The sequence below is a fragment of the Phytopseudomonas argentinensis genome, from assembly GCF_900113905.1.
GTDB lineage: Bacteria > Pseudomonadota > Gammaproteobacteria > Pseudomonadales > Pseudomonadaceae > Aquipseudomonas > Aquipseudomonas argentinensis.
This window is the reverse complement of sequence record NZ_FORC01000002.1, coordinates 473,669-486,379: the sequence shown is the minus strand read 5'-3', so window position 1 is coordinate 486,379 and position 12,711 is coordinate 473,669. Positions and strand designations below refer to the sequence as shown.

General features: G+C 65.4%; 10 protein-coding genes. 3 read left to right on the top strand and 7 right to left on the bottom strand.

Annotated features, from left to right (window positions below; all coding sequences use genetic code 11):
- Positions 1–66: 66 nt before the first annotated feature.
- Together BM154_RS10785 and purL are read right to left on the bottom strand one after the other, a co-directional pair.
- Positions 67–384, bottom strand: a complete 318-nt coding sequence (locus BM154_RS10785) for a YqfO family protein (RefSeq protein WP_074883137.1) — start codon at positions 382–384, stop codon at positions 67–69.
- Between the two features lie 276 nt (positions 385–660).
- Positions 661–4,557 carry a phosphoribosylformylglycinamidine synthase gene (gene purL / locus BM154_RS10780; RefSeq protein WP_074883134.1) on the bottom strand — a complete coding sequence of 1,299 codons (3,897 nt, stop codon included), beginning with the start codon at positions 4,555–4,557 and terminating at the stop codon, positions 661–663.
- A 189-nt stretch (positions 4,558–4,746) separates the two neighbouring features.
- On the opposite strand from purL, the gene mltF reads away from it, so the two are divergent.
- Positions 4,747–6,210: a membrane-bound lytic murein transglycosylase MltF gene (mltF, locus tag BM154_RS10775; protein WP_074883131.1), complete on the top strand. Its 1,464-nt coding sequence runs from the start codon at positions 4,747–4,749 to the stop codon at positions 6,208–6,210.
- 27 nt (positions 6,211–6,237) lie between these two features.
- On the opposite strand, the gene BM154_RS10770 is transcribed toward mltF, so the two are convergent.
- On the bottom strand, positions 6,238–7,128 hold the full coding sequence (locus tag BM154_RS10770; RefSeq protein ID WP_074883128.1) for a LysR family transcriptional regulator: 891 nt from the start codon (positions 7,126–7,128) through the stop codon (positions 6,238–6,240).
- A 100-nt stretch (positions 7,129–7,228) separates the two neighbouring features.
- Between BM154_RS10770 and BM154_RS10765 the strand changes: the two genes are divergently transcribed.
- Together BM154_RS10765 and BM154_RS10760 are read left to right on the top strand one after the other, a co-directional pair.
- Positions 7,229–8,062 carry an SDR family oxidoreductase gene (locus BM154_RS10765; RefSeq protein ID WP_074883125.1) on the top strand — a complete coding sequence of 278 codons (834 nt, stop codon included), beginning with the start codon at positions 7,229–7,231 and terminating at the stop codon, positions 8,060–8,062.
- 1 nt (position 8,063) lies between these two features.
- Complete coding sequence (locus BM154_RS10760; RefSeq protein WP_074883122.1) at positions 8,064–8,567, top strand: lipocalin-like domain-containing protein; 504 nt, start codon at positions 8,064–8,066, stop codon at positions 8,565–8,567.
- 11 nt (positions 8,568–8,578) lie between these two features.
- Here BM154_RS10760 and BM154_RS10755 read toward each other — a convergent pair whose 3' ends face one another.
- From BM154_RS10755 to BM154_RS10740, 4 genes are all read right to left on the bottom strand, one after another.
- Positions 8,579–9,037, bottom strand: a complete 459-nt coding sequence (locus BM154_RS10755; RefSeq protein WP_074883120.1) for a hypothetical protein — start codon at positions 9,035–9,037, stop codon at positions 8,579–8,581.
- 87 nt (positions 9,038–9,124) lie between these two features.
- Positions 9,125–9,601 carry a tRNA adenosine(34) deaminase TadA gene (tadA, locus tag BM154_RS10750; RefSeq protein ID WP_074883117.1) on the bottom strand — a complete coding sequence of 159 codons (477 nt, stop codon included), beginning with the start codon at positions 9,599–9,601 and terminating at the stop codon, positions 9,125–9,127.
- Between the two features lie 15 nt (positions 9,602–9,616).
- Positions 9,617–10,993 (bottom strand): multicopper oxidase family protein, encoded by a 1,377-nt coding sequence (locus BM154_RS10745; RefSeq protein ID WP_074883113.1) that lies wholly within the window; start codon positions 10,991–10,993, stop codon positions 9,617–9,619.
- Between the two features lie 143 nt (positions 10,994–11,136).
- A complete protein-coding gene (locus BM154_RS10740) occupies positions 11,137–12,711 on the bottom strand; it encodes an ABC transporter permease (RefSeq protein WP_074883110.1) in 1,575 nt (524 codons plus the stop codon).

Here is a 12,711-nt window from a genome sequence, read left to right as displayed (position 1 = left end):
CGCCAAGCGCGCGGATGAATGGCGGGATGGTGCTATCGATGGCCTGCTGGCAACCAGCGGGCCTGGTCAGAATTGCAGATCGGACAAGCGCCACACTTCGAAGGCGGGCACTTCATAGGGATGGGCTTTCTTCAGCGCCTTGACGGCGTTATGGATCAGCTCGTCAGCGACCACCATCTCGACTTTCCACTCGGCAACCGTGGCCAGCTCACCGCTTTGACCGATGAACGGTTTGCTGCCTTCCAGCGGGCGGAACTGGCCGCGCCCCTGGGCCTGCCAGCAGCAGTGCTCATATCCGCCGACGCGACCTGCGCCTTGCGCGAATACCGCGGCTTTCACGCTTTCCAGGTGGCTCTCTGGTACGTAGAAACACAGTTTGTACATCAACTACTCCACTGCAAGTCGCTGAAAACAATGTGCTAATCATGCCACAGCATAATGGCACATTGCCTAGCGAGATTCGTGATACAGCCAACACTGCTGAAGATTCGGACTGACCGGATCGGGCGACGTTCACTGGCGCCGAGAGGCGGTCATCGGCCTACCTTCGGCGATTCGAATCCTTAGCAAAGCGAAGCCGAAATCGCCGCACCTTTCAAATGCCCTGAATAAAAAACGCCAGGCAATTGCCTGGCGTTTTTCATGGGGCGCGCAGGTCGGTCAGTCGACCCATACCCGTGCATTGCGGAACATGCGCATCCAGCCGCCGTCTTCCTGCCACTCGTCCGGGCGCCAGGAGTTCTGCACGGCGCGGAACACCCGCTCGGGGTGCGGCATCATGATGGTCACGCGACCGTCGCGGCTGGTCAGGCCGGTAATCCCGCGCGGCGAGCCGTTGGGGTTGGCCGGATAGGCTTCGGTGACCTTGCCGTGGTTGTCGATGAAACGCAGTGCCACGGTGCCGGACAGGTCGGCCTCGAGCAGGGCTTCTTCGCTTTCGAACTCGGCATGGCCTTCACCGTGGGCGATGGCGATCGGCATGCGCGAACCGGCCATGCCACGCAGGAAGATCGATGCCGACTCCTGCACCTGGACCATGGCCACCCGCGCTTCGAACTGCTCGGAGCGGTTGCGCACGAAGTGCGGCCAGAACTCGGTGCCAGGGATCAGCTCGCTGAGGTTGGAGAGCATCTGGCAACCGTTGCACACGCCGAGGGTGAAGCTGTCCTTGCGCTCGAAGAAACCCTGGAAGGCATCGCGGGCACGGGCGTTGAACAGGGCCGACTTGGCCCAGCCTTCACCGGCGCCGAGCACGTCGCCGTAGGAGAAGCCGCCGCAGGCAACCAGGCCCTTGAAGTCGTTGAGGTCAACGCGACCGGCAAGGATGTCGCTCATATGCACGTCCAGCGCGGCGAAACCGGCGCGGTCGAAGGCCGCTGCCATTTCCACCTGGCCGTTGACGCCCTGCTCACGCAGCACGGCGACCTGCGGGCGCACACCTTTCTTGATGTACGGCGCCGCGATGTTGTCGTTGACGTCGAAACCCAGCTTGATCGACAGGCCCGGATTGTCCTCTTCCAGCAGCGCGTCGAATTCCTGATCCGCGCAGTCGGCGTTGTCACGCAGACGCTGAATGCGGTGGCTGGTTTCCGCCCACTGACGCTGCAGCAGACGACGCTGGCCGCTGAACACCGGCTGATCGTTGAAGCTGATCGCCACGTCGCCATTGTTGACCGGCTTGCCGATCACCGCCACGCAGTCGGCGAGGCCGGCAGCGCTGAACTGGGCGAGCACGTCCGGGGTGGCGTCCTGGCGAACCTGGATCACCGCGCCTAGCTCTTCGTTGAACAGGAAGGCCGCGAGTTCTTCACGGCTTTCGACCAGGCCGTCGAGCTGCAGGCTGAGGCCGCAATGGCCGGCAAAGGCCATTTCCAGCACGCTGACCAACAGGCCACCGTCGGAACGGTCATGGTAGGCCAGCAGGTGACCATCGGCGTTGAGGCCCTGAATCACCGCGAAGAAGGCCTTGAGGTCTTCGGCGTCGTCGACGTCCGGCGCCTGCTTGCCGAGCTTGCTGTACACCTGGGCGAGGATCGAGGCGCCCATACGGTTCTGGCCACGGCCCAGGTCGATGAGGATCAGGTCGGTCTCGCCCTTGTCCATGCGCAGCTCGGGGGTCAGGGTCTGGCGCACGTCGGCGACGGGCGCGAAACCGGTGACGATCAGCGACAGCGGCGAGGTGACGCTCTTATCAAGGCCCTCTTCGCTCCACTTGGTCTTCATCGACATCGAGTCCTTGCCGACCGGAATGGTCAGGCCCAGCTCGGGGCACAGTTGCATGCCGACGGCCTTGACGGTGTCGTACAGGCGGGCATCTTCACCTGGGTGACCGGCAGCGGACATCCAGTTGGCCGACAGTTTGATGTCGGACAGTTTCTCGATGCGCGAGGCGGCGATGTTGGTGAGGGTCTCACCAATGGCCATACGGCCGGAGGCCGGGGCGTCGAGCAACGCCAGCGGGGTGCGCTCGCCCATCGCCATGGCTTCACCGGTGTACACGTCGAAGCTGGTGGCAGTCACGGCCACGTCGGCCACCGGCACCTGCCAGGGGCCAACCATCTGGTCACGGGCAACCAGGCCGGTGATGCTGCGGTCACCGATGGTGATCAAAAAGCTCTTGCTGGCCACGGCCGGGTGGCGCAGTACGCGCTCGGCGGCTTCGCCGATGTCCAGGGTGCGGGGGTCGAAATCATCACCCAGCTCGGCTTCGCGGGTGACCGAACGGTGCATGCGTGGCGGCTTGCCAAGCAGCACTTCAAGGGGCATGTCCACCGGGGTGTTGCCGAAATGGCTGTCGGTCACGGTCAGGTGCGGTTCTTCGGTGGCTTCACCCACCACCGCGAACGGGCAACGCTCGCGCTCGCAGATGGCCTGGAAACGGTCGAAGTCCTTGGCGCTGACGGCCAGTACGTAACGCTCCTGGGACTCGTTGCTCCAGATCTCGTGCGGGGCCATGCCCGGCTCGTCATTGGGCACGTTGCGCAGTTCGAAACGGCCACCGCGGCCGCCATCGTTGACCAGCTCCGGGAAGGCGTTGGAGATGCCGCCGGCACCGACGTCATGGATGAAGGCGATCGGGTTGGCGTCGCCCAGCTGCCAGCAACGGTCGATGACCTCCTGACAGCGGCGTTCCATTTCCGGGTTCTCGCGCTGTACCGAGGCGAAGTCCAGGTCCGCCGAGCTGGCACCGGTGGCCACCGACGACGCGGCGCCGCCGCCCAGGCCGATCAGCATGGCCGGGCCACCGAGCACGATCAGCTTGGCGCCAACGGTGATCTCGGCCTTCTGCACGTGGTCTTCACGGATGTTGCCCATGCCGCCGGCGAGCATGATCGGCTTGTGGTAGCCGCGCACTTCGTCGCCGTGGGGGGTGCTGATCGATTGCTCGAAGGTACGGAAGTAGCCGGTCAGCGCCGGACGGCCGAATTCGTTGTTGAACGCGGCGCCGCCCAGCGGGCCTTCGATCATGATGTCCAGCGGCGTGACGATACGCTCGGGCTTGCCGTAAGCCTGCTCCCAGGGCTGCTCGAAGCCGGGGATGTTCAGGTTGGAGACGGTGAAGCCGGTCAGGCCGGCCTTGGGCTTGGCACCGCGACCGGTAGCGCCTTCGTCGCGAATCTCGCCGCCGGAGCCGGTGGAGGCGCCGGAGAACGGGGAAATCGCCGTCGGGTGGTTGTGGGTTTCCACCTTCATCAGGATGTGCACCGGCTCCTGCACCGCGCCATACTGGCGGGTTTCAGGATTGGGGAAGAAGCGCCCGGCGGTGTGGCCGACGATCACCGAGGCGTTGTCCTTGTAGGCGGACAGCACGTTCTCGCTGTGCATCTGGTAGGTGTTCTTGATCATGCCAAACAGCGACTTCTCCTGGCTCTCGCCGTCGATGTCCCAGCTGGCATTGAAGATCTTGTGGCGGCAATGCTCGGAGTTGGCCTGGGCGAACATCATCAGTTCGATGTCGTGCGGGTTGCGCGCAAGGTTCTGGAAGGCATTGACCAGGTAATCGATCTCGTCTTCGGCCAGGGCCAGGCCCAGCTCGACGTTGGCCTTTTCCAGCGCGGCGCGGCCACCGCCAAGGATGTCCACGGCGGTCAGCGGCTTTGGCTCGGCATGGCTGAACAGCTTGGCGGCGTCCTGCAGGTTGCTCAGCACCAGCTGGGTCATGCGGTCATGCAGCAGCGCGGCGACCTGCTGCACCTCGGCGTCGCTCAGCTCGCCGGCTACGTAGTAGGCGATGCCCCGCTCCAGGCGGCGAATCTTTTCCAGGCCGCAGTTGCGAGCGATGTCGCTGGCCTTGCTCGACCACGGCGAGATGGTGCCGAAACGCGGGATGGTCAGCAGCAGGCGGCCACTGGGTTCCTGCACCGGCACGCTCGGGCCGTACTTGAGCAGACGGGCCAGTACCTGCTCTTCGTCGGCACTCAGCGCACCGTCGACATCGGCAAAGTGGGCGAACTCGGCGTACAGGCCGGTCACAGCAGGCACTTTACTGGTCAGTTGCTCGAGCAATTTACCGTGGCGAAAAGCGGAAAGGGCGGGAGCGCCGCGCAGGATCAGCATCAGGGGACAGCCTCTGGGAAGGGGGTGTGCTTTGAGGGCGCATATTCTAGCCTAAAGCGACGAGCGCGGCACGCCCGCTCATGCCCTGGCCCGCCAGCCAGCGCCCCTCTGCCAAAGCGCTTTCGCCTAGCAGAGCACAGCCGCGCTGTCCAGATATGGCACGGCACGACGTTGGCGTATACTGCGCCGATGCCCTCTCCTTACCTGATTGGCAAGCGCTACGCCGGCTGGCTGTCGGCGATCGGATTACTCCTGATGCTCAGCGGCTGCGCGGAACCTCCGAGCAGCCTGGAGCGGATCAAGGAGGAAGGCGTGCTGCGCGTGATAACCCGCAACAGCCCGGCCACCTACTTTCAGGATCGCAACGGCGAAACCGGCTTCGAATACGAGCTGGTCAAGCGCTTCGCCGACGATCTGGACGTGAAGCTGGAAATCCAGACCGCCGACAACCTCGACGATCTCTTCGACCGCCTCGGCAAACCGGGTGGCCCGGTGCTGGCCGCCGCCGGCCTGGTCGAGAGCGAAGGCCGCCAGCAGAGCGCGCGCTTTTCCGTTCCCTATCTGGAAGTCACCCCGCAGATCGTCTACCGCAACGGCCAGCGCCGCCCCAGCCGCCCGGCGGACCTGGTCGGCAAACGCATCCTGGTGCTCAAGGGCAGCAGCCATGCCGAGCAACTCGCCGCGCTGAAGCTCGAGGAGCCGGAACTGCAATATGAAGAGTCGGCGGATGTCGAGGTGGTCGACCTGCTGCGCATGGTCGACGAAGGCGAGATCGACCTGACCCTGGTCGACTCCAACGAACTGGCCATGAACCAGGTGTACTTCCCCAACGTGCGGGTCGGCTTCGACCTTGGCGACTCGCGCAACCTCGGCTGGGCCGTGGCACCTGGCGAGGACACCAGCCTGCTCGAGCAGGTCGACGGCTTCCTGCGCCGCTCCCAGGACAACGGCAGCCTGCAGCGCCTCAAGGAGCGCTACTACGGCCATGTCGACGTACTCGGCTACGTAGGCGCCTACACCTTTGCCCAGCACCTGCAGCAGCGCCTGCCCCGTTACGAGAAGCACTTTCGCAAGGCCGCCCAGGAACACGGCCTGGACTGGCGCATGCTCGCCGCGGTGGGCTATCAGGAGTCGCTCTGGCAACCGGGCGCCACTTCCAAGACCGGCGTGCGCGGCCTGATGATGCTGACCCTGCGCACCGCCCAGGCGATGGGGGTGTCCGACCGTCTCAACCCGCAGCAGAGCATCCAGGGCGGCGCCAAGTACCTGGTGCACGTCAAGGAGCAGTTGCCGGACAGCATTCAGGAGCCGGATCGCACCTGGTTCGCCCTGGCCTCCTACAACATCGGCGGCGGCCACCTGGAAGACGCGCGCAAGCTCACCGAAGCCGAGGGCCTGGACCCCAACAAATGGCTCGACGTGCAGAAGATCCTGCCGCGCCTGTCGCAAAAGCAGTGGTACAGCAAGACCCGTTACGGCTACGCCAGGGGCGGCGAGCCGGTGCACTTCGTGCGCAACATCCGCCGCTACTACGACATCCTCACCTGGGTGACCCAGCCGCAGCTGGAAGGCAGCCAGGTCGCCGAAAGCGGCTTGCACGTGCCGGGGGTCTCCAAGGATCACCCCGAGCAGCAGGAAAAGGCGCCGCTCTAAGCCCTCTGCGGCGCTGGCTCCCGACAGCTATCGAACCTCTCTCATCACCTCGATAAACGCCCGCAGCGCGGCCGATACATGCCGGTGGCTCGGGTAATAAAGGCGCAACCCTCCCACTGGCGGCGACCAGTCCTCCAGCACGGCGACCAGCCTGCCGTCCGCCAGCCAGCGCTGCGCCGCCATATCCGGCACATAGGCGATGCCCATCCCGGCCACGGCCGCCTCGATCATCAGTTGCGTATGGTTGAGGGTCATGGCCCCTGGCACATCGACCACGACCTCCTGGCCGCGCTGCTCGAACTCCCAACGGTACAGCTTGCCACTGGGCAGGCGCTGGCGGATGCAGCGATGGGCGCGCAGGTCCTCCGGCGTAACGGGGCGCCCGGCACTGGCCAGGTACTCAGGCGACGCCACGGCTAGAAAGCGGAAATCCTCGCTCAGGGCGACCGCGATCATGTCCTGGGGCACCGCCTCGGCCAGCCGAATGCCGGCATCGAAGCCTTCGCGCACCACATCCACCAGGTGACCGTCGCTGACCAGATCCAGGGAAACCTGCGGGTAGCGCTGCAGAAAGGCCGGCACCACGCGCTTGAGCAACACACGCATCGCCTCCTCGCCACCGTTGATGCGCAAGGTGCCGGTGGGATGGCCGCCCTCCTCGGTCAGCGCATCGATGGCCTGATCCAGTTCCTGCAGCACCGGCGCCAGGCGCTGCAGGAAGTGCTCGCCAGCCTCGGTCGGCGCCACGCTGCGGGTGGTGCGATGCAGCAGCCGCACACCCAGCCGACGCTCCAGCGCGGCGATGGCATGGCTGAGCGACGAGCGCGAGATCCCCAGTTCATCGGCCGCCTTGCGAAAGCTGCGGTGCTGCGCCACCGCCATCAGGGCGGTGAGATCGGTCAGCGTGGGCCTGTTCATTGTTCGCTCCCATTCACCAGCTCATGCGGATTAAAGCCGATTATCGCAACAAATAACCGGACTAGAGTGAACGCTTCACGTAATGATCAAGGAGCACAGCATGAACAAGACCTGGCTTATCACCGGCGCTTCGTCCGGGCTCGGCAAGATCATGACCACCCAGTTGCTCGAACGCGGCGATCGGGTGATCGCCACCGCGCGCCGTCAGGAGGCCCTGCAGGACCTGGCGAGCGCCTATGGCGAGCAGTTGCAGATGCTCGCGCTGGACCTCACCGACACCGCGCAGATTAGCCGTGTGATCGATCACGCTTTCCAGCGCTTCGGCCGTATCGACGTGATCGTCAGCAACGCCGGCTACGGCCTGTTCGGCCCGGCCGAGCAGGTAAGCGACGAGCAGATCGACCGGCTGCTGGCCACCAACCTGACCGGCTCGATCCAGCTGATCCGCCGCAGCCTGGCCCATCTGCGCGACCAGGGCGGCGGGCGCATCGTGCAGGTGTCGTCCGAGGGCGGGCAGATCGCCTACCCCGGCTTCAGCCTCTACCACGCCAGCAAATGGGGGATCGAAGGGTTCGTCGAAGCCGTGGCCCAGGAGGTCGCGCCCTTCGGCATCGACTTCATCCTCGCCGAGCCCGGCCCGACTCGCACCAACTTCGCCGCGGCGCTCGACCTGGCTGCGCCTTCGGGTGCCTATCGCGACACACCGGCCGACCAGGTTCACGGGATGATCGCCAGTGGCGAATTCGAGATCCGCGGCGATGCCGTCAATACGGTCGCGGCGATCATCCAGGCGGCCGACGCGGCCAACCCGCCCCTGCGCCTGCCCTTGGGCAGCACCGCTTATGAGAACATCCACCGCGCCCTGAACCAGCGCCTCGCGATCCTCGAAGCCCAACGCGATGTGGCCTTCTCGGCTGACAGTCGGGAGGCCTGATATGTACCCGCATTCCTTGATCCGCCTGGCCGCTGCGGCGGCGTTGCTGCTGGCTGCCATGGGCAGCCACGCCGAGCCGAAACCGAACCAGGTTGCCGGCACCTGGAACCTGGTCGCCGCCACGGTCGAAAGCGACGGCGTGATCAGCCATCCCTACGGCCCCGAACCGCGGGGCCGGCTGGTGTTCACGCCGGATCTGCACTTCGTGGAATTTCTGCACGATCCGCGCATTCCGCGCTTCCAGTCCAACCAGCGGGGCGGCGGCACCGACGCGGAAAACCGTGCGGTGATGGCCGGCAGCCTGGCGCTGTATGGGCGTTATACCGTCGATGAGCAAGGCAACTTCAGTGGCAACACCGTGGAAGGCTCGTCGTTCCCGAACTGGACCGGCGACGTGCGCACCACCCGGGAACTGCGCATGGAGGTAGAAGGCGAGCGCATGATCGAAAGCTTCCAGCGCCCTGGCGGTGCCAAGGTCAGCCTGGTGTTCGAGCGCGCTCGATAGGCGAGAACGGCTCAGCGCGTGACGGTCTGATTGCCCATGGCGCAAAAACTCTGCGCCTGCTGCTTCGCTGGCAAGGCACGCAACCGTGTCGAGCACTGCGCCAGGCTCGGTGGGCGGCTGATGCTCAGTACCGCGTCGTCGTCGATGCTGATCAGGTATGGCTGGTTGTAGCGCACCTTGTCGTACCAGGCGCTGATCTGCAGGTCGCTGTAGACACAGCGGTAGCGCATATGGCCGGTGAAGCCCTTGAATCTATCGCGCTGGAAGATGTGGTGATACTGCAGCCAGTCGCGCCCGCGCTGGCCCTTGCGCACGGCATCCAGACAGCCCTGCAACTCGGTGATCTGCGGCTCATGCAGAAAGATGCTCTGGGCCAGATTGGAACCGTCCAACTGCGCCGTGGCCACCAGATACACCTGCCGCTCCGCCGCCTGGGCAGATACGCCCAGCAGTGCCGCTACTGCAAACATCCCTGCTTTGATCAATCTCAATGCTCCTCGAGTGTTGTCACGGGCCTGTGGGAATCCCTGGCCCTATGGCCTAGTTCTTTAACCCGACTAACCCCGCCGCGCCTTGAAAAACGCCTTCAACACCTCACCGCACTCCTCTGCAAGAACTCCGCCCTCCACCAGCACGCGGTGATTGAGAAAGCTCTGGTCGAAGAACTGGCCGCGGCTTACCGCCATGCCCGCGCGGGGTTCGCTGGCGCCGAATACCACGCGCTGTACACGCGAGTGGACGATAAGCCCCGCGCACATGGCGCAGGGTTCCAGGGTCACGTACAGGGTGCTGCCCGGCAGGCGGTAGTTGGCGACGGCCTGGGCAGCAGCGCGGATGGCGACCATTTCGGCGTGGGCGCTGGGGTCCGAGGTGGAGATCGGGCAGTTGAAGCCGCGGCCGATCACCTCGCCGCCCTGCACCAGTACGGCGCCGACCGGCACTTCGCCACGGGCAGCGCCCTCGGCAGCCAGCGCCAGCGCCTCGCGCATAAAGCGCTGGTCCTGGCTGCGGTCGATGATCAAGGGGGCTTTCAAATCCGGGCTCTCAAATCAGGCGATCTCGATGGCGGCCATCAGGCCGGTTTCCATATGGTCGATGACATGGCAATGGAACATCCACACCCCTGGGTTATCGGCCACGAAGGCGATACGCGCGGTCTCGTTCTTGCCGAGCAGGAAGGTGTCGGTGTAGTACGGCTCGATCTTGCGGCGGTTGGAATCCAGCACCTTGAAGATCAACCCATGCAGGTGGATCGGGTGCTGGTACTGGGCCATGTTGCGCAGCACGAAGATGTAGTGGCCGTCCTTTTTCAGCTTGGCGATGGGCCGGTCGGCGCAGGTCTTGTCGTTGATGTCCCAGGCCTGGCCGTTGATCTGCCAGTACTTGTAGCGGCCGGCAGCTTCATCGGCAGGCGATGCCAGGGAGGCCGCCCATTCGAAGTTGAAGCGCAGGGTTTCGGCCTGCGCGAGGTCCGGCTCGGCCACCGGGTTGGGCGGCAGCGCCGGCGGCCACTCGGCGGAAGGTTCTCTGCTGGCGACAGGCTTGATGGTGGCCAGGCGCAGCGGCCCGTTGCGCAGCGACAGCCCTTCGCTGCCAACCGCCGGCACCTTGAGCGCCAGGTCGATACGCATGCCCGGGCCCAGCCAGTATTCCTTGCCCAGCGGGCGCGGCTGGATCGGGTTGCCGTCCAGGGCGTAGATTCGCGCATCGCCCTTGGGCAGGTTGAGCCGGTAGGTGATGGTGCTGTCGACGTTGATCAGGCGCAGGCGTACCACTTGCCCAGCCGGCAGTTCCAGGGTCGGCAACGACACGCCGTTGATGGTCGACAGGCGCCCACGGGTGCCTTCCCGCGCCGCCTCGCGGGGCACGCTGAACTGGGTGAAGGCGCCCTCCTCGTCCACATGCCAGCTCTTCAGGCACAGGGTGCGCTCATGGCGGAAACCGGTCGGCTCGCGCTCGTCGATGATCAGCGGGCCGACCAGCCCGCGGCCCAGCTGTTTCGCGCTGGACTCGTGGGGGTGGTACCAGTAGCTGCCGGCATCCGGGGTGACGAAGCGGTAATCGAAGAACTCGCCCGGCAATACCGGCGCCTGGGACACATAGGGCACGCCATCCATTTCCAGTGGCAGGCGGATGCCGTGCCAGTGAATGGTGGTGGGCTCGGGCAGGTGGTTGATGAAACGCACCCGCAATTCGTCGCCCTGGCGGCAACGCAGCTCCACGCCGGGGGCCTGGCCGCCAAAGGTCCAGGCCGGGGTGACATGGCCGGGTACCAGTTCGATATCATGGGGCGCGGCGATCAGCTCGTAGTCGTGGGTCTTGCGGTCGAACGGGCGCCCCAGCCAATAGCGCGCGCCGCCAGCGCCGAGACCGACCACGCCAAGGCCGATCAGACCGCCCAACACCTGTCTACGGGTGAAACTCATGAAGCCTGCTCCTGAAGCGGGACTGCGGTGATGCTAATCAGGTGATTTCGGGCGCCTCTGCGGGCGCTGGAGAGCTGCGAACGATACACCTTGAGCGCCGGGGCGTTAAGCCACGACACCGTGACATCGGGCCTAGCCCGCGCTCAAGAACGCCGGTAAGCGCGGGTAGTTAGCAAGTAAACCGGTAGCCCCGAGACCAACACGATCAGCGCGGCATAAGGCGCAGCGCCGGCATATTCCAGGTTGCCGGTGTGCGACCAGACCTTGGTGGCCAGGGTCTCCAGTCCGGTTGGGCCGAGAATCAAGGTGGCGGTCAGCTCTTTCATGCAGTCGAGAAACACCAGCACGAAGCCGGCGCCAATGGCCGGAGAGATGATCGGCAGGGTCACTCGCAGAAAGGTCGCGAGCGGCGTGTGCCCAAGGGTGCGCGCCGCCTCTTCGAGCTGTGGCGAGGCCTTTTCCAGGGCGACGCGGATCGGCCCCTGGGCCATGGGCATGAACAGCAGCGCGTAGGCCACCAACAGCAGGATGCTGGTCTGGTACAGCGCCGGCACGTAGCCGAGGGCGAAGAACACCAGCGACAGGGCGATCACCAGGCCTGGCAAGGCGTGCAGCAGATACGGCAGGCGATCGGCCAGGTTGGCCATGCGCCCGTAGTAGCGCACCACCACCAGGCACACCGGCAGCGCCAGCAGGCAGCTGAGCAAGGCGCCGCCGAAGGAATAGCGCAGCGACGACCACAGCGTTGCGACGATCTCCGCGACCGGGAAGCTGGCCGAGCTGCCTTCAACGATCCAGAAACCCAGCATCACCAGCGGCACGCCGCAGCCAACGGCCACCAGAACCAACAGCAGCGCCTGCGCCAGGATGCCCCAGCGCCCCAGGCGTACCCGGGCGGCATTGCGCGCCACGCCCTGGCCGGTGCGCGCGTAGCCGCGCCCGCGCAGACGGAATTCGCCCCACAGCAGCAGCATGCACAGCCCCAGCAGCAAGGCTGACAGCATGGCCGCGTTGCTGCCGCTGAACTCCAGCTCGAACTGTTGATAGATGGCGGTGGTGAAGGTCTGGTAGCGCATGATCGACGGCGCACCAAACTCCACCAGCATGTGCACCGCCACCAACAGGCTGGTGGCCATCAGCACCGGGCGCAGCAGCGGCAGGGTGACGCGCCAGAACACCTCACGGCGACTGCAGCCGAGCATGCGCGCCGACTCTTCGAGAGCTGGGTCGAGGTTGCGCAACACCGCCACCACCGGCAGGTAGATCAGCGGGTATTTGGACAGGATCATCACCAGCACCGTGCCGCCCAGGCCCTCGAACAACGGGCTGATCGACACCCAGGTAAAGCCGCTGACGAACGAGGGAATGGCGAACGGCAGGCACAGCAGCACGTTCCAGTGGTTGCGCCAACGCAGGTCGCTGCGTTCCACCAGCCAGGCCAGGGCCAGGCCAAGCAGCGCACAGCCCAGGGTCACCAGCACCATCAGCTTCAGGGTGTTGGCCAGCAAGCCGAACACGAACGGTCGCCACAGCAGCGCGAAGGCCTCGTGGGGCCCAACCTGGGCCGCGCGCACTACCACGAAGAACAGAGGCAGCGCCGCGACCAGCAATAGCGCCAGCACCGGCAACTGCAGCCAGATCGGCGGCGCCTTGCGACGCCGGCTGCTGATGGTAACCGCAGGCAGCGGCAGTTCCGGGGTGACCGCCTGAGGCTGCAT

Bases quoted from the DNA above. Each gene is read 5' to 3' on its own strand.
- BM154_RS10745 (WP_074883113.1), bottom strand. From the start codon at position 10,993: ATGAGTTTCACCCGTAGACAGGTGTTGGGCGGTCTGATCGGCCTTGGC.
- BM154_RS10765 (WP_074883125.1), top strand. From the start codon at position 7,229: ATGAACAAGACCTGGCTTATCACCGGCGCTTCGTCCGGGCTCGGCAAG.
- mltF (WP_074883131.1), top strand. From the start codon at position 4,747: ATGCCCTCTCCTTACCTGATTGGCAAGCGCTACGCCGGCTGGCTGTCG.
- BM154_RS10740 (WP_074883110.1), bottom strand. From the start codon at position 12,711: ATGCAGCCTCAGGCGGTCACCCCGGAACTGCCGCTGCCTGCGGTTACC.
- BM154_RS10770 (WP_074883128.1), bottom strand. From the start codon at position 7,128: ATGAACAGGCCCACGCTGACCGATCTCACCGCCCTGATGGCGGTGGCG.
- BM154_RS10755 (WP_074883120.1), bottom strand. From the start codon at position 9,037: ATGTTTGCAGTAGCGGCACTGCTGGGCGTATCTGCCCAGGCGGCGGAG.
- BM154_RS10785 (WP_074883137.1), bottom strand. From the start codon at position 384: ATGTACAAACTGTGTTTCTACGTACCAGAGAGCCACCTGGAAAGCGTG.
- BM154_RS10760 (WP_074883122.1), top strand. From the start codon at position 8,064: ATGTACCCGCATTCCTTGATCCGCCTGGCCGCTGCGGCGGCGTTGCTG.
- purL (WP_074883134.1), bottom strand. From the start codon at position 4,557: ATGCTGATCCTGCGCGGCGCTCCCGCCCTTTCCGCTTTTCGCCACGGT.